Below are 16,738 nucleotides of genomic sequence, written 5' to 3' on the forward strand. Positions count from 1 at the left end.
AAGAAGTCGGACCACAGCACAAAATATGGTCATTCCCGCAAACATGTGGGCAGACCGAGTGGATCCAAGGCGCCCGGTGACGGAGCCGATCCACCACAGAGCGGAGGACGCAGAGAATGGCCGGCGCGATGCGCAAGATGGCGGTCTACCTCGGCCTCGTGGAGGACGATGGGTACGACGGCCGGGGTTTCGACCCCGACGACGAGTTCGAGCCCGAGCTTGACCCGGAGCCGGACAGGGGGCGGCGTCAACAGCACCAAGTGCAGGCCGAGACACGCCCGGAGCGGGAGGAACCGGTCCGGGCCGTGCAGCCTCCGGCGCAGCGCGAGCCCGCTTCGCTCGCCGCGGAAAGCGGACGACCCGCCCGAATCGCCCCCGTGGCATCCATCACACCCGACCGCCCGAATCTGGAGAAGAACGCACCGGTGATCATGCCCAAGGTTGTGTCCGAGCGGGAGCCCTACCGCATCACCACACTGCACCCGCGGACCTACAACGAAGCCCGTACCATCGGGGAACACTTCCGTGAGGGCACTCCGGTGATCATGAATCTCACGGAGATGGACGACACGGACGCGAAGCGACTTGTCGACTTTGCCGCCGGACTCGTCTTCGGTCTGCACGGCAGTATCGAACGGGTGACGCAGAAGGTGTTCCTGTTGTCGCCTGCTAACGTCGATGTCACGGCGGAGGACAAGGCCCGTATCGCAGAGGGCGGGTTCTTCAACCAGAGCTGAGACGCAACACCGGGCACACCGAGGCCGCGAGGCCAACACAGAGGCAAGGCAAGGGGAGAGGGACGCGCGAGATGAACGTCGCTGGTCAGGTGATCTATATCGCGCTGTACTGCTTCCTGATCGTGTTGATCTTCCGGCTGGTGATGGACTATGTCTTCCAGTTCGCCCGTTCATGGCAACCCGGCAAGGCGATGGTGGTCATTCTGGAGGCCGCCTACACTGTCACTGATCCGCCACTCAAGCTTCTGCGGCGGGTCATCCCGCCGCTGCGTCTCGGGGGCGTGGCGCTCGACCTGTCCTTCTTCGTATTGATGATCATCGTGTACATCCTGATCACCGTCGTGAGGTCGGTGTTGTTGGTGTGAACGATACGGTCTTGCCGATTGCCGACGACTACGTTGAGGTGAAGTAGAGATGCCGTTGACCCCCGAGGACGTGCGGAACAAGCAGTTCACGACCGTCCGCCTCCGAGAAGGCTATGACGAGGACGAGGTCGATGCCTTCCTCGATGAGGTCGAAGCCGAACTGACCCGTCTTCTGCGGGAGAACGAGGACCTGCGCGCCAAGCTGGCCGCCGCCACGCGTGCCGCCGCGCAGAACCAACAACAGCAGGGCATGCGTAAACCGGACCCGCAGGATCAGCAGCAGCAACGCCAGGGTGCTCCGGTGCCCGCTGCCATATCCGGTCCGCAGCCGGTCCCGCAGCAGCAGGGGATGGGTGGCCCTCCCCAACTGCCCGGCGGTGCACCTCAGCTGCCCCCCGGCCCTGGTGGCCATGGCCCGCAGGGTCCGCACGGACCCGGTCCGATGGGCCCCGGCGGTCCGCTCGGTGGCCCGATGGGCGGCCCCGGCGGTCCGCAGCAGCTGCCGCAGGCGCCCCAGCAGGGTGGCCCCGGTGGCGACAGCGCGGCCCGCGTGCTGTCCCTGGCACAGCAGACTGCCGACCAGGCGATCGCGGAGGCCCGTTCCGAGGCCAACAAGATTGTCGGCGAGGCGCGTAGCCGTGCCGAGGGCCTGGAGCGGGACGCCCGCGCCAAGGCCGATGCGCTGGAGCGGGACGCGCAGGAGAAGCACCGCGTGGCGATGGGCTCGCTGGAGTCCGCCCGCGCCACGCTGGAGCGCAAGGTCGAGGACCTGCGCGGCTTCGAGCGCGAGTACCGCACGCGGCTGAAGTCGTACCTGGAGAGCCAGCTGCGTCAGCTGGAGAACCAGGCTGACGACTCGCTCGCCCCGCCGCGGACCCCGGCGACCGCTTCGCTGCCGCCGTCGCCGTCGATGGCGTCGGCCGGTGCACCGAGCATGGGTGGCGGCCACTCCATGGGCGGTGGCCCGTCGATGGGCGGCCACGGCGGTCCGTCCGGCGGCGCTCCGTCGTACGGCGGCCAGCAGCAGATGTCGCCCGCGATGACCCAGCCGATGGCACCGGTGCGGCCGCAGAGCCCGCAGCCGATGCAGCAGGCGCCGTCGCCGATGCGCGGCTTCCTCATCGACGAGGACGACAACTGACGTCCGCACCGCGCGTGTAGTAGGCAATCAGGGCCGGGCCCCGAGGGAACATTCCTCTCGGGGCCCGGCCCTTTTGCATGCCGGGTGCCGAGTGCTGAGTGCCGGGTGGTCGGGAGACCGGTTCGGCGGACCCGTGGTCCGGACGCGGTGGCTGCGGACGGCGAAGCCCCCCGGCGCGGGAAGTGCCGGGGGGCTTCGTGCGATGTCGGGCCGCGGTGGCGGCGACGAGTGCGGCCGTTACGGCGGCACCGTCAACACGGCCAGGTGACTACGCCTTGCGGAGCTGGAAGGTGAGAGCCAGGCCCTCGTCCGTGAAGGGCTCGCCGTAGCCGGTGGTGTCCTCGCCGGTGGCGCCGTGCTCGTCCACGAACGCGGTGGCGAGCACCTCGTCGGAGATCAGACCGGCGTGGTCGGCCAGTGCCGTACGCACCTCGTCGTCGGTGGACCGCCAGCGCAGCGCGATCCGGTCGGCGACGTCCAGCCCGCTGTTCTTACGGGCCTCCTGGATCAGCCGGATGGCGTCGCGGGCCAGGCCCGCCCGGCGCAGCTCCGGGGTGATCTCCAGGTCGAGTGCGACGGTGGCACCGGAGTCGGAGGCCACCGACCAGCCCTCGCGCGGGGTTTCGGTGATGATGACCTCGTCGGGGGCCAGGGTGACGGTCTCGCCGTCGACCTCGACGCTCGCCGTACCGTTGCGCAGCCCGAGCGAGAGCGCCGCGGCGTCCGCGTCGGCGACGGCCTTGGCGACCGCCTGGACGCCCTTGCCGAACCGCTTGCCCAGGGCGCGGAAGTTCGCCTTCGCAGTGGTGTCGACCAGGGAACCTCCCACCTCCGAGAGCGAGGCGAGCGAGGCGACGTTGAGCTCCTCGGCGATCTGCGCGCGCAGGTCCGCGGAGAGCTCCGCGAAGCCGGCGGCCGCGACCAGCGCGCGGGACAGCGGCTGACGGGTCTTCACACCGGACTCGGCGCGGGCCGCCCGGCCCAGCTCGACCAGCCGGCGCACCAGCAGCATCTGCGTGGACAGTGTCGCGTCGGTGCGCTCCGGGTCGGCGACCGGCCAGCTGGAGAGGTGGACGGAGTCCGGGGCGTCCGGGGTGACCGGCACGACCAGGTCCTGCCAGACCCGCTCCGTGATGAACGGGGTGAGCGGCGCCATCAGCCGGGTGACCGTCTCGATGACCTCGTGCAGCGTGCGCAGCGCGGCCGCGTCGCCCTGCCAGAAGCGGCGGCGCGAGCGGCGGACGTACCAGTTGGAGAGGTCGTCGACGAACGCGGACAGCAGCTTGCCGGCCCGCTGGGTGTCGTACTCCTCAAGGGACCGGGTGACCTGATCGACCAGGGTGTTCAGCTCGCCGAGCAGCCAGCGGTCCAGCAGCGGGCGGTCGGCGGGGGCCGGGTCGGCCGCGGACGGTGCCCACTGGGACGTACGGGCGTAGAGCGCCTGGAAGGCGACGGTGTTCCAGTACGTCAGCAGGGTCTTGCGGACGACTTCCTGGATGGTGCCGTGGCCCACCCGGCGGGCGGCCCAGGGCGAACCGCCGGCGGCCATGAACCAGCGGACCGCGTCGGCGCCGTGCTGGTCCATCAGCGGGATCGGCTGGAGGATGTTGCCCAGGTGCTTGGACATCTTCCGGCCGTCCTCGGCGAGGATGTGGCCCAGGCAGACGACGTTCTCGTAGCTCGACTTGTCGAAGACGAGGGTGCCGACCGCCATCAGGGTGTAGAACCAGCCGCGCGTCTGGTCGATGGCCTCCGAGATGAACTGCGCCGGATAGCGCTTCTCGAAGAGCTCCTTGTTGCGGTACGGGTAGCCCCACTGCGCGAACGGCATCGAACCCGAGTCGTACCAGGCGTCGATGACCTCGGGGACGCGGGTCGCGGTCCCCTGGCAGGTCGGGCAGGCGAAGGTGATGTCGTCGATGAAGGGGCGGTGCGGGTCCAGCCCCGACTGGTCGGTACCGGTCAGCTCGGAAAGTTCGGCGAGCGAGCCGACGCAGGTGAGGTGGTCCTCGGCGCAGCGCCAGATGGGCAGCGGAGTGCCCCAGTAGCGGTTGCGGGACAGCGCCCAGTCGATGTTGTTGTTCAGCCAGTCGCCGAACCGGCCGTGCTTGACCGAATCCGGGAACCAGTTGGTGTTCTCGTTCTCCCGCAGCAGGGCGTCCTTGACCGCGGTGGTGCGGATGTACCAGGACGGCTGGGCGTAGTAGAGGAGCGCGGTGTGGCAGCGCCAGCAGTGCGGGTAGCTGTGCTCGTACGGGACGTGCCGGAAGAGCAGGCCGCGGGCGTCGAGGTCGGCCACGAGCGCCTCGTCGGCCTTCTTGAAGAACTGGCCGCCGACCAGCGCCAGCTCCTCCTCGAAGGTGCCGTCCGGGCGGATCGGGTTGATCACCGGCAGGTCGTACGCCTTGCAGGTCCTGAGGTCGTCCTCACCGAAGGCCGGGGCCTGGTGGACGAGGCCGGTGCCGTCGTCGGTCGTGACGTACTCGGCGTTGACGACGAAGTTGGCGCCCTCCAGCTCGACGAGGGAGAAGGGGCGCTCGTAGGCCCAGCGCTCCATCTCGCGGCCGGTGAAGGACCGGCCGGTGGCCGTCCAGCCCTCGCCGAGGGCCTTCGCCAGCAGCGGCTCGGCGACGACCAGCTGCTCGGTGCCGTCGGTGGCGACGACATAGGTGACGTCGGGGTGCGCGGCGACCGAGGTGTTGGAGACCAGGGTCCAGGGGGTGGTCGTCCAGATCAGCAGCGCGGCCTGGCCGGCCAGCGGGCCCGAGGTCAGCGGGAGGCGGACGAAGACCGAGGGATCGACGACCGTCTCATAGCCCTGCGCCAGCTCGTGGTCCGACAGGCCGGTGCCGCAGCGCGGGCACCAGGGGGCGACGCGGTGGTCCTGGACCAGCAGGCCCTTGCCGAAGATCTCCTTGAGCGACCACCACACCGATTCGATGTAGTCGGGGTCCATGGTGCGGTACGGGTCGTCGAGGTCGGTCCAGTAGCCCATGCGGGTCGTGAGCTCGGCGAAGGCATCGGTGTGCCGGGTCACCGACTCACGGCACTTGGCGTTGAACTCGGCGATGCCGTACGCCTCGATGTCCTTCTTGCCGTTGAACCCCAGCTCCTTCTCCACGGCCAGCTCGACCGGGAGGCCGTGGCAGTCCCAGCCGGCCTTGCGGCCGACGTGGTAGCCCTGCATCGTGCGGAACCGGGGGAAGACGTCCTTGAAGACGCGCGCCTCGATGTGGTGGGCGCCGGGCATGCCGTTGGCGGTCGGGGGACCTTCGTAGAAGACCCACTCGGGCCGTCCCTCGGACTGCTGGAGGGTACGGGCGAAGACCTTCTGCTCCTGCCAGAAATCGAGCACGGCGTGCTCAAGGGCGGGAAGGTCTACCTGGGCGGGCACCTGGCGGTACTGGGGCTGCGGACTCATCGGGGGCTTCCTCCGGCGGACACCTGCTGCGTTCTCCGTCCGGAGGGACGAGAGCTCGCGCTCCCGCGGTACCACCCTCCTTGGCGGTGCCGCTGCACCGCCCCCTCATTGGGGTCGCGCTGCCGGTTCTACTCGCCTCCGGGGTGACCCGCGGGCTTTCTTCCGGCGACTCCGGGGTGATCTTCACGTCGTGCACGCCCCCGGGCTCACACCGTCCCCGGGTCGCTGTCGGCTGCGTACGACGCTACTCGTCCCATCAATGCCTCTCGCTGCGCCCAGTGTACGGGGCCGCGGTGACAGTGGCCGACCGGTTTTCCGGGTGGGCGGGGGCGTGGGGCCGGGCGGCGGTGCGGTGCGGACGGCGTGACCCGAATGGCGAGACACCGGGTGCCGGAGTGCGCGGGGCGGTCGGTGCCCCTCGCGGTGGCGGATTACCGGGCGGGGAGCCGGGAACAACGGAGGCAGACCGGGCTCGGGGGCCGGGCGGCGGGCGCCGGCGGGCGGTGCGTCCCGTTGCCGCGTGCCGTGTGGCGATTTATCGTTCCCGTCACGATTCGCGAACAAGATCACCTAGATCATATACGTGAAGGGGTCGCGGCCATGGTGGCGAAAAAGACCGCCGCGAAGAAGAGCACGACGCCCGCCGGGAAGGCCGCCGCGAAGAAGGCCGCGCCCGGTGGGCAGCGGCACGCGACCACGGCGGCGGACGCCGCGGTGGATGCGGCGCACGGCACGGCGACCCCCGAGCAGGCCCCGGTGGGGAGCACGGCGAAGAAGACCCCGGCCAAGAAGACCCCGGCCAAGAAGACCCCGGCCAAGAAGGCTCCGGCGGCCAAGGCCCCGGCCAAGAAGGCGGCCGGGACCGCCGCCGCGAAAGCCGCTCCGAAGGCCGCCCCGGCCAAGACCGCCGCCGCCAAGACCGCGGCATCGAAGACGGCGGAGACGAAGACGGCACCGTCCGGGACCGCGGCTGCCAAGGCGAAGAAGACGGGTGCCGGGAAGGTGGCGGCGAAGAAGCGCGCGGGTGCGGTACCGGCCGCGGCGCCGGACGAACTCGCCGTCCGGCCCGGCGAGGACCCCTGGACGCCGGACGAGGTCGCCGCGGCGCGGACCGAGCTGATGGGCGAGGCGGTGCGGCTGCGCACCGAGATCGCCGCGTCCGAGACCGCCATCGCCGGGCTGATGCGGGACTCCGGCGACGGCGCGGGGGACGACGAGGCCGACACCGGCACCAAGAACATCACCCGGGAACACGAACTGGCGCTCGCCTCCAACGCCCGCGAGATGCTGGCGCAGACCGAGCGGGCGCTGGGCCGGCTGGACGCGGGCACGTACGGCCTGTGCGAGAACTGCGGCAAACCGATCGGCAAGGCGCGGATGCAGGCGTTCCCGCGCGCGACGCTGTGTGTGGAGTGCAAGCAGAAGCAGGAGCGGCGCGCCTGACGGTGCCGTGGGGCCGTCGCCGGACACCCGTACCGGCCCCGGCCACCAGCGTGTGCCGTACCCTCATGGTCAGCCAGGCGTGGCCTGGCCGCGGACTCAACGGGCTGAGGGACTCACACGTGGCAGAGGCGGAACGCATCACCGGTACGCCGGAATCCGAGCCGGGTTCCGGATCGGATCCCGCATCGGGAGCCGAAGGGGGACGGCCGGCGGAGCCGGAGCCGGAACAGGGGGAGGGCCGGGGCAAGCGCCGGATCCTGGCACTGCTCCTGGTCGCGGCCGTCGTGTACATGCTGGACCTGGGCAGCAAGATGCTGGTGGTCGCGAAGCTGGAGTACCACGCGCCCATCCAGGTCATCGGGACGCTGCTCCAGTTCGACGTGATCCGCAACCGCGGTGCCGCCTTCGGCATCGGCGAGGCGCTGACGATCTTCCTCACGATCATCGCGGCGGTGGTGATCGTGGTGATCGCCCGCATCGCGCGCAAGCTGTACAGCCTGCCGTGGGCCATCGCCCTCGGGCTGCTGCTCGGCGGCGCCTTCGGCAACCTCACCGACCGGATCTTCCGCGCGCCGGGCGTCTTCGAGGGCGCGGTGGTCGACTTCATCCGCCCGGCGCACTTCGCGGTCTTCAACCTCGCCGACTCCGCGATCGTCTGCGGCGGCATCCTGATCGTGATCCTCTCCTTCCGCGGGCTCGACCCCGACGGCACGCTCCACAAGGACTGACGGGCCGGGCGGCCGCCGGGCCCCGGCGGCCGGCCACCCGCCACCGGGGCCGGGCCGGGCGGGCCCCGGGGCGGACCCGGGAAGGGCACCGCGGCGGGACTGCCATACTCGTGGGGTGAGCACCGTTCCCGAGATCCGCACCCTGCCCGTACCGGACGGCCTGGAGGGCGAGCGCGTCGACGCCGCGCTGGCCCGCATGTTCGGCTTCTCCCGTACGAAGGCGGCCGAACTGGCCGCGGCCGGGAAGGTCCGGGTCGACGGGTCCGAGGTGATGAAGTCCGAGCGGGTACAGGGCGGTGCCTGGCTGGAAGTCGAGATGCCGGCGCCCGCGGTGCCCGTGGAGATCGTCGCCGAGCCCGTCGAGGGCATGGAGATCGTGCACGACGACGACGACATCGTCGTGATCGTCAAGCCGGTCGGCGTCGCCGCGCACCCGAGCCCCGGCTGGAGCGGCACCACGGTCATCGGCGGTCTCGCCGCGGCCGGCTACCGCATCTCCACCTCCGGCGCGGCCGAGCGGCAGGGCATCGTGCACCGCCTCGACGTCGGCACCTCGGGGCTGATGGTGGTGGCCAAGTCCGAGCGCGCCTACACCCTCCTCAAGCAGCAGTTCCGCGAGCGTACGGTCGACAAGCGCTACCACGCCCTCGTCCAGGGCCACCCGGACCCGATGAGCGGCACCATCGACGCCCCCATCGGCCGGCACCCGCAGCACGACTACAAGTGGGCCGTGACCGCCGAGGGCAAGCCGTCGGTCACGCACTACGACCTGATCGAGGCGTTCCGGGCGGCCAGTCTGCTCGACATCAAGCTGGAGACCGGCCGCACCCACCAGATCCGGGTGCACATGTCCGCGCACCGCCACCCCTGTGCCGGTGACCTGACCTACGGCGCCGACCCCACGCTCGCCAAGCGGCTCGGGCTCACCCGCCAGTGGCTGCACGCCGTGCGGCTGGGCTTCGAGCACCCCTCCGACGGCAGCTGGGTCGAGTTCGAGAGCGCCTACCCCGACGACCTCCAGCGCGCCCTGGACACCGTCCGGGACGAGAGTGCCTGATACCGCGGTGGCCGGACACCGGTCCGGCCACCCGCGGCACCGGCCGCGACGGATACCGACCGGTGTCGTGGCAGGCTTGGGGCGGAAAACGATCGAAACCGACCCCGGAGCGTAGCCACCGTGGACCAGCTGGCCCTGATGTTCGTTCTTCTCCTCGGGGCTGTGGTCACGGTCCCGGTCGGTGACCGGCTGGGGCTTCCCTCACCGGTGCTGATGACCCTCTTCGGGGCCGTGCTGGCGCTGCTGCCGTTCGTGCCCAACGTCGAGGTGCCGCCCGAGTTCATCCTCCCGCTGGTGCTGCCACCGCTGCTCTACGCCGCCGTGCAACGCACCTCCTGGCGGCAGTTCACGGCCAACCTCCGGCCGATCCTGCTGCTCGCCGTCGCCCTCGTCTTCGCCACCACGGCCGCCGTCGCCGCGGTCGCCCAGGCCGTCGTGCCCGGTCTGCCGCTGGCCGGCGCCGTGGTGCTCGGCGCGCTGGTCGCCCCGCCCGACCCGGTCGCCGCGACCGCCGTCGCGGGCAAGCTCGGACTGCCCCGCCGGATGGTCTCCATCCTGGAGGGCGAGGGGCTGTTCAACGATGTCACCGCGATCGTGCTCTACCACGTCGCGCTCGCCGCGGCCGTCAGCGGCACCTTCTCCGCCCCCGCCGCGGTCGGTTCGCTGGTGCTGTCCGCGGTCGTGGCCATAGCGGTCGGGCTGGTGCTCGGCTGGGCCGCCAACAAGCTGATGGGGCGGCTCGGCGACCCGACGTTGCAGATCGGCCTGACGCTGCTGGTGCCGTTCGTCGCGTACGTACTCGCCGAGGAGTTCCAGGGGTCCGGGGTGCTGGCGGTGCTGACCAGTGCGCTCTTCCTGGCCGAGTACGCCGTCGACGCCGACGACGTGATGGGCCGGCTCGCCGGATACACCTTCTGGGAAGTCGTCGACACCCTCGTCACCGGTGTCGCCTTCGGGCTGATCGGCCTGGAGATGCACAACATCTTCGGCACCGCGTCCGGGCGGTGGGCCGAGATGCTCGGCGCGGCCGCGGCCGTCGTCGGTGTGGTCGTCGCCGTCCGCCTGCTGTGGCTGCTGCCCGCCGCCTGGCTGGCCAAGCGGATGCACAAGCGCCGCGACTACGACGAGGACATCCCACTGAGCTGGCGCGAGACGGTCATCATGTGGTGGTCCGGGATGCGCGGGGTGGCCTCGGTGGCGCTGGCGCTGGCCATCCCGTACACCGTCGACGGCGGCACGGACTTCCCGGCCCGTGACGAGATCCTCTTCATCGCCTTCGCGGTGGTGCTCACCACTCTGGTAGTCCAGGGCCTGAGCCTGCCCTGGCTGGTGCGCAAGCTCCGGGTGCGGGCCGACACCGATGCCGAGGACGCGCTGGAGCGGGAGCTGGCGCTCCGGGTGATCAAGGCGTCCAAGCGGCGGCTGCGGGAGATCATGGAGGTCGAGGAGCTGCCCGAGGAGATCACCGACCAGCTGTCCCGGCGCGCGTACGACATCGGCGCCCGGATCTCGCCGGAGATCATGGACGACGAGCGGCGCGAGCACTTCGAGAAGCGGATCACGCGGATGAAGAAGGTGCAGCGCATCCACGGGGAGATGCTCTCCGCGGCCCGGCACGAGGTGCTCGCCGCGCGCAGCGAACCGGGTGCCGACCCGGAGATCGTGGACCGGGTGCTGCGCCATCTGGACATGCGCAGCCTGCGCGCCACGCAGTGAGCGGAACTGTCAGTGGCAGCTGGCACGATGGGGGAAGAGCGAGCAAACCCCAGGGAGTGATGTCAGTGCCGGCCTCCACCGAGTCCGCGGCCAGCGGTTCTTCGACGATTGTCCTGTTCCATTCGGTGTGCGGACTGCGCCCCGCGGTGCACGCCGGGGCGGACCGGCTGCGCGCCGCCGGGCACGAGGTGATCGTCCCCGATCTGTTCGACGGCCGGACCGCCGGTTCGGTGCAGGACGGGATGGCCATCAAGGACGCCATCGGCAAGGACGAACTGCTCAAGCGGGCCGTTCTGGCCGCTGCGCCGTACTCCGACCGCGGTCTGGTCTACGCGGGTTTCTCCTTCGGCGGTTCGGTCGCGCAGAATCTGGCGCTGGCGGACGAGAAGACCCGCGGTCTGCTCCTGCTGCACGGCACCTCCGACATCGCGGAGGACGCCGTCGCCGACGACCTCCCGGTGCAGCTGCACGTAGCCGACCCGGATCCGTACGAGCCGCACGACTGGCTGAACGCCTGGTACCTCCAGATGCGGCGGGCCGGCGCGGACGTCGAGGTCTTCCGTTACGCCGGCGCCGGCCACCTCTACACCGACCCCGAACTGCCGGACTACGACGCGGAGGCGGCGGAGCACACCTGGCGGGTGGCGCTGGGGTTCCTGGCCGGACTGTAGCGGCGGGCGCGGGAACCCTCGGCGCACCGGCCCTGGCCCCGGGAATCCCCGGAGCCAGGACCCCGGGGATTCCCGGACATCCCGGTGAGTGCGCCCGCCCGTTCCCCCGTACGGCACCGGCGGTGCGGTCTACCGGGTCGGTTCGCCCTCGCGGATCCCCTTCCCGCCGCCGGTCTCCTTGCCCTTGGCGCCGTCCTTGCCGCCGCTCTTGTCCGCGTCCTGGCCCGGAGCGGTCCCCTTCGCCGGGCCGAACTCCTTGTCGATCATCTTCTTGAAGTTGGCCTGCGCGAGCTGGTTGTACTGCTCCTGCGTCATCTGCTGCTGCGGTACCTCGGGGATCACCAGCTTCTTGTCACCGTGCATGAAGGTCGGCGTGCCCTTGACCCCCTTGCGGCCGAACAGCGCCGTCATCTCCATCACCCAGCGGTTGTAGGTGCCCTGCTCGACCGCCGTCTCGAACGCCTTGTTGTTCTTCAGCGCCGGTACCTCGGCGGCGACCTTGAGCAGTTCGGAGTTCTTGCCGTAGACGTCCTCGCGCTCATCGGGGTGGTACTTGGCGGAGTACAGCGCCGCCTTGTACTTCAAGAAGGCGTCCTGGCTGATGTTCAGCGCCGCGCCGAGCGCGTTCAGCGCCTTCTTGGAGCCCTCGCCGCCGCCCATACCGTCGATGAAGGTGTACATGGTGAAGCGGACCTTGTACCGGCCGTCCTCGATGTCCCTGAGCAGGGCCGGGCCGGTGCTCTGCTCGAACGCCGCGCACGCCGGGCAGCGCACGTCCTCGAAGACCTCCAGGGTCTCCTTGGCGTTCTTGCCGCCGATCAGGATCTCGGTGCCGTTCTCGCCCTGGGTGTGCGCCGGTGCGACGAGCTTGGCCTCCTTGGCGGCCTCCCAGCCGGTGGGCTCGTTCGCCTTCAGCACGGCGTAACCGATGCCGCCGGCGATCGCCAGGACGCCGATCACCGCGCCCGCCACGACGAGCTGGCGGCGCACCTTCTCCTTCTTCTTCTGCCGCTCGCGCTCGGCACGGATCCGTTCGCGGGCTGCCGACTTGCTGGCCTGGTTGTTGCGGTTGCTCATGAGTGTGTCCCGGTCCCCTCGGTGCTGCGGCGGGCTGCCGCCGACTCTCGTACGGACTGCTCAGACGGCGGCGGGGCGGTGGTGGTGCCCCTGCCGTGCGGGCGCGGGGGGCGGGCCGCGGCGCTGTACGCAGTGCACGAGGTGGGGCCGCGGGCGGGCCGGCAGCACGGGATGCGGCGGCCGGATCCGGCGGCGGGGCGGGGGAGGCGCGGCGGCGTCCGCGCGCGGCAGCGGCCGGAACGCGAACGCGGCCACCGCGCGCAGCAGCCGGTCCAGTGCGGCATCCCCGCGGTGCAGCCAGGCGGCGGCGAGCAGCCCGACCGCCAGATGCGCGGCGAGCAGCAGCCAGGGGGCGGCCACCGGTACGGCGGGCGGCAGCGGGCCGCCCGGATGGGCGGCCACCCGGGCCAGCGGGGTGCCCAGCTCGCCGCCCCGGCAGAGCAGTTCGACGCCGACCGCGCGCAGCGGGCCGGTGACCGGACCGCCGGCCGGTCCGTAACAGGTGTGCTGCCCGGCGGTGAAGACGGTGTCGGCGGCCAGCTCCAGCGGTATCAGGAGGGCGGCGATCCGCCAGTAGCCGCGCTCCCGGCCGCCCAGCGCGTACGTGGCGGCGAAGACGGCGGCGCAGCTCGCGGCGACCGTCGCGGGCGGTAACGGGGCACGCGAGAGCAGGACGTGGGAGGCCGCGGACAGGGTGACGCAGAGCGCGGTGAACAGCGCGGCCCGCACCACCCTGAGGTGCACCGCCGGCCGGGCCACCGGGCGCACTCCCGTCCCCTGCATGCCGGGAGTCTGCCATGAACACGACGGAAGGCCGGGTCAAGATTTGGCATCGGCCGGCGCGCAGCTCGCGCGCCGGCCGGGAATGCCGCGGTCAGCCGTGCCCGGCGGTCAGCCGTGCCCGGCGGCCGGCCGGGCACGGCGGGAGGTCAGGACTTCAGGGCCTTGTCGACCATCGAGTTGAAAGCGTCCAGCGTGGCCGGGGCCACCTTGCCCCGTTCGCCGTCGGTGCCCAGCACCGCGCCGTTCAGCTTGATCGTCGGGGTGCTGGTGACGTCCTTGACCGAGTCGAACGCGTCGGACATCTCCAGCGCCCACCGGTCGTACGTGCCGTCCTTGACGGCCTTCTGGAAGGCGGCGTTGCCCTTGAGCGCCGGGACGGTGTCGGCGACCTTGAGCAGATAGCTGTTGTCGGCGAACTTGTCCGGGCCGGTCTCCTCCGGGTGGTACTCCTTCGAGTACAGCGCCTCCTTGTACTTCAGGAAGGCGTCCGGGCCGACGTTGAGCGCGGCACCCATGGCGCTCAGCGCGTCCTTGGAGCCGGTGCCCTTGAGCATGCCGTCCAGGAAGGTGCCCACGTGGAAGGACGCCTTGTACTTGCCGTCCTTGACGTCCTTCTGGATCTGCTCCCCGACGTTCTGCTCGAAGTTGGCGCAGCCGGGGCAGCGCGGGTCCTCGAAGACCTCCAGGGTGTTCTTGGCGTCCGCCTTGCCGACGACGACCTCGGTGCCCTTGGCACCGGCGGTGTTGGCGGGCTTGACGAGCGTGGCCTTCGCGGCCTTCGCCCAGGTGTCGCCGGCCGCGCCGCCGCCGGCGCTGTCGCCGCCCGAGTTGGCGACCGCCACGCCGATACCGCCGGCTATCGCGAGGACCGCGACGATCGCGCCGCCGACCGTCAGCTGCCGGCGGGTCCGGTCCTTCTTCGCCTGCCGCTCGCGCTCGGCGCGCAGCCGCTCGCGCGCTGCCTGCTTGTTGGCCTGGTTGTTGCGGTTGCTCATGGCTGTACCTGCTCCGTGGGAAATCCGTGGGAAGGGGGTGCGTGCTGTCGGGAGGCGTACGCGCGCCCTTAGGGGTGCGTACGTACGCGCGCTGCGCGGGCCGGGGCCTCAGGCAGCGAGCGCGCAGGGCGGTCCACGGCGCACGACACAGTGCACGAGCAGGGGGGCGGTGCCGGTGGCCGGAACGGCCCCCACGGGAGCGGGCGCCGGGCGGCGCGGGGCGAGCGCCCGGCCGGCCACCGCGACGGCGATCAGCAGCGGCCGGAAGGCGAAACCGGCCACCGCGCCCAGCAGCTGCGCCAGTGCGGCCTCGCCGCGGCGCAGCCAGGCGGCTGCCAGCAGCCCGATGAGCAGATGCGCCACGAGCAGCAGCAGCCAGGTCGAGACGGGCGCGGCGTCGTCCCCGGACAGCTGGGTCAGCGGGGAGCCGACCGAACCGCCGCCGCAGAGCAGATCCACGCCCAGCGAGCGCAGCGCGCCGGTGACCGGGCCGCCGGCCGGTCCGTAACAGGTGTGCTGGCCGATGCTGAAGACGGTGTCGGCGGCCAGTTCCAGGGGGAGCAGCAGCGCGGCGATCCGCCAGTAGCCGCGCTCCCGGCCGGCCAGCGCGTAGGCGAGGGCGTACACGGCGAGGGAGAGGGCGGCGACGGTGGTCACCGGCAGCGGCATACGGGACAGCAGCACATGGGACGCCGAGGACAGCGTCACGCACAGCGCCGTGAAGAGCGCCGCGCGCAGTGCCCGCAGGTGTGCCGCCGAGATGTCCATTGGTGCGAGTGTGCCATGGGCCGGGATAAGTGCCGGCTAAGGGGCTTCGGGGCGGAACGTCCCGCGAATCCGCCCGGTGGGTGCCCGGCGGGACCGGCTCTGGCGCCCCGGTCGCGCCGGGGCGGTCCGGGCACGCCGGCGCGGTTCCGCGGCGCGGCCTCACACGCCGGGGATCCGGCCGTCGCGGAGGAGGTCCACGAAGATCTCGTGGTCGCGGCGGGCACGCGCGCCGTAGGAGTGCGCGAAGTCCACCAGCACCGTGGCGAAGCCCTCCTCGTCGGCCGCGATGGCCGCGTCGATGGCGCGCTCGGCCGAGAACGGCACCAGGGCGTGGCCGCCGCCGGCCGGCACGGCGTGCAGGGCCGCCGTGACCCGGCCCAGGCCGGCCACCACCGCCGAGATCTCCGCCGGGTCGTCGAGCTCCGGCCAGTCCAGACCGACCGCGTACGGGGAGAGCTCGGTGACCAGATGACCCGCGCCGTCCAGCTCGGTCCAGCCCAGCCACGGGTCGGCGTGTGCTTGCAGCGCGCGCTGTGCGACGGCGGCGCGGTGTCCCTCGTGCCGGAAGTGGCCGCCGACCAGAGGGCCGGTGAGGTGCCGCGCGACGGCCGGGGTCCGCGCCTGCCGCAGGGAGATCACCACATCGCTCTCCAGGGCGTCACTGCCGCCCTCCAGGAGGATGTCGTAGGAGGGTGTTCCGGCCGGGCCGGTGCCGTGCCGGCCCACCACGTCCTTGACGCGGTACGCGTCCGGGTGGGCCAGGCTCGACTCGGGCAGCGTCTCCAGATAGCCGTCGAAGGCCGCCAGGACCTTGTAGCGGGCCGCCGCGTCCAGCTCGACGGCCCCGGCGCCGGCCGAGAACCGCCGCTCGAAGTCGCGGACCTCCGTCACCGTCTCCAGCAGCCCGCTCCGGGTGCGCGCACGGGCCTCGCGCAGCGTGTCCAGCAGCGGACCCTCGGCGGTGTCGAGGGTGAGCGGCGGCAGCTCGTCGCGGCCGGGGCTCTTCGCGTCGGCGGCCAGCGCGTGGATCCGCTCGCGGTAGGCGGCGGCGTACGTCCGCACCAGGCCGGTGATCTGCGCGTCGCTGAGCGCCTTGGCGTGGCCGAGCAGCGCGACGGAGGCGGCGAACCGCTGGAGGTCCCAGAGGAAGGGCCCGACGTACGCCTCGTCGAAGCCGCCCGCGTGGAGGACCAGTCGGCCCGTGGCGTCCAGGTACGTGCCGAACGCCCCGGCGTGCAGATCGCCGTGGATCCACACCCGGCTGGTCCGCTCGTCCAGATACGGGCCGGTGTGCGGGCTGTCGGTGTGCGGGCTGCCGGTGTGCGGGCTGCCGGTGTGCGGGCCGGCCGCGGTGACACCGTCCGTCCCGTACGCCCTGTCCGCACTGTCCTTCTCGTCCGGCCGCGCTCCGTGCCCGGCCGCCAGGTCGCGGTAGAACAGGCAGGCCGCGCCCCGGTAGAAGGCGAAGGCGGAGGCGGCCATCTTCCGGAACGTGCCCCGCAGGGCCGCGGGGCCGGCGGCGAGCGGCTCCGCGAACGCGGTGTCGAAGACGGCGAGGATCTGCTCGCCGCGCCGCGCGGCGTCCTGTGCCGGGGCGTGCTGGGACGACATCGCTGAGTGCCTCCTGAAGAACGGCAGCGGAGAGGGGGCGGAGACCGGCGCCGGAACCCGGTCCCCCGGAGCGGCCGCGGAGGCCGGCCGGGGAGACATGTCACCGGGATCCGTCGCCGGGATCCGTCACGGACAACGGGCGGGACCTCGCGGGAGTGCCCCTCCCGGGCCGCTCGTCCGATGGCTTCCGGCGCCCTCCGGCGTCGCCCCGGTGCCGCCCTGGGA

General features: G+C 71.8%; 14 protein-coding genes. 8 read left to right on the forward strand and 6 right to left on the reverse strand.

The window, feature by feature from the left end; genetic code table 11:
- The first annotated feature begins 116 nt into the window (after positions 1–116).
- From ACLJWH_RS07195 to ACLJWH_RS07205, 3 genes are all read left to right on the forward strand, one after another.
- Complete coding sequence (locus ACLJWH_RS07195; RefSeq protein WP_052854910.1) at positions 117–737, forward strand: cell division protein SepF; 621 nt, start codon at positions 117–119, stop codon at positions 735–737.
- Between the two features lie 71 nt (positions 738–808).
- Complete coding sequence (locus tag ACLJWH_RS07200; RefSeq protein WP_052854907.1) at positions 809–1,102, forward strand: YggT family protein; 294 nt, start codon at positions 809–811, stop codon at positions 1,100–1,102.
- Between the two features lie 49 nt (positions 1,103–1,151).
- On the forward strand, positions 1,152–2,243 hold the full coding sequence (locus ACLJWH_RS07205; RefSeq protein ID WP_411140733.1) for a DivIVA domain-containing protein: 1,092 nt from the start codon (positions 1,152–1,154) through the stop codon (positions 2,241–2,243).
- A 268-nt stretch (positions 2,244–2,511) separates the two neighbouring features.
- On the opposite strand, the gene ileS is transcribed toward ACLJWH_RS07205, so the two are convergent.
- On the reverse strand, positions 2,512–5,664 hold the full coding sequence (gene ileS / locus ACLJWH_RS07210) for an isoleucine--tRNA ligase (protein WP_411140734.1): 3,153 nt from the start codon (positions 5,662–5,664) through the stop codon (positions 2,512–2,514).
- Positions 5,665–6,264: 600 nt separating this feature from the next.
- Between ileS and ACLJWH_RS07215 the strand changes: the two genes are divergently transcribed.
- The 5 genes from ACLJWH_RS07215 to ACLJWH_RS07235 all read left to right on the forward strand — a co-directional run bounded on the left by ACLJWH_RS07215 (position 6,265) and on the right by ACLJWH_RS07235 (position 11,279).
- Positions 6,265–7,107, forward strand: coding sequence for a TraR/DksA family transcriptional regulator (locus ACLJWH_RS07215; protein WP_411140735.1), 843 nt, complete (start codon positions 6,265–6,267; stop codon positions 7,105–7,107).
- A 119-nt stretch (positions 7,108–7,226) separates the two neighbouring features.
- Positions 7,227–7,835 carry a signal peptidase II gene (lspA, locus tag ACLJWH_RS07220; RefSeq protein WP_411140736.1) on the forward strand — a complete coding sequence of 203 codons (609 nt, stop codon included), beginning with the start codon at positions 7,227–7,229 and terminating at the stop codon, positions 7,833–7,835.
- 115 nt (positions 7,836–7,950) lie between these two features.
- Positions 7,951–8,892: an RluA family pseudouridine synthase gene (locus ACLJWH_RS07225; protein ID WP_411140737.1), complete on the forward strand. Its 942-nt coding sequence runs from the start codon at positions 7,951–7,953 to the stop codon at positions 8,890–8,892.
- Between the two features lie 120 nt (positions 8,893–9,012).
- Positions 9,013–10,608 carry a Na+/H+ antiporter gene (locus ACLJWH_RS07230; protein ID WP_411140738.1) on the forward strand — a complete coding sequence of 532 codons (1,596 nt, stop codon included), beginning with the start codon at positions 9,013–9,015 and terminating at the stop codon, positions 10,606–10,608.
- Between the two features lie 59 nt (positions 10,609–10,667).
- Positions 10,668–11,279 carry a dienelactone hydrolase family protein gene (locus ACLJWH_RS07235; protein ID WP_411140739.1) on the forward strand — a complete coding sequence of 204 codons (612 nt, stop codon included), beginning with the start codon at positions 10,668–10,670 and terminating at the stop codon, positions 11,277–11,279.
- Between the two features lie 129 nt (positions 11,280–11,408).
- Here ACLJWH_RS07235 and ACLJWH_RS07240 read toward each other — a convergent pair whose 3' ends face one another.
- From ACLJWH_RS07240 to ACLJWH_RS07260, 5 genes are all read right to left on the reverse strand, one after another.
- Positions 11,409–12,356 (reverse strand): thioredoxin domain-containing protein, encoded by a 948-nt coding sequence (locus ACLJWH_RS07240; protein WP_411140740.1) that lies wholly within the window; start codon positions 12,354–12,356, stop codon positions 11,409–11,411.
- A gap of 60 nt (positions 12,357–12,416) precedes the next feature.
- A complete protein-coding gene (locus tag ACLJWH_RS07245; protein ID WP_411140741.1) occupies positions 12,417–13,139 on the reverse strand; it encodes a hypothetical protein in 723 nt (240 codons plus the stop codon).
- Between the two features lie 146 nt (positions 13,140–13,285).
- A complete protein-coding gene (locus ACLJWH_RS07250) occupies positions 13,286–14,134 on the reverse strand; it encodes a thioredoxin domain-containing protein (RefSeq protein ID WP_411140742.1) in 849 nt (282 codons plus the stop codon).
- A 108-nt stretch (positions 14,135–14,242) separates the two neighbouring features.
- Positions 14,243–14,902: a hypothetical protein gene (locus ACLJWH_RS07255; RefSeq protein WP_411140743.1), complete on the reverse strand. Its 660-nt coding sequence runs from the start codon at positions 14,900–14,902 to the stop codon at positions 14,243–14,245.
- A 159-nt stretch (positions 14,903–15,061) separates the two neighbouring features.
- A complete protein-coding gene (locus ACLJWH_RS07260; protein ID WP_411140744.1) occupies positions 15,062–16,513 on the reverse strand; it encodes a DUF2252 domain-containing protein in 1,452 nt (483 codons plus the stop codon).
- Positions 16,514–16,738 lie beyond the last annotated feature (225 nt).

The sequence above is a fragment of the Streptomyces sp. x-80 genome (assembly GCF_046549095.1).
Taxonomy (GTDB): Bacteria; Actinomycetota; Actinomycetes; order Streptomycetales; family Streptomycetaceae; genus Streptomyces; species Streptomyces celluloflavus.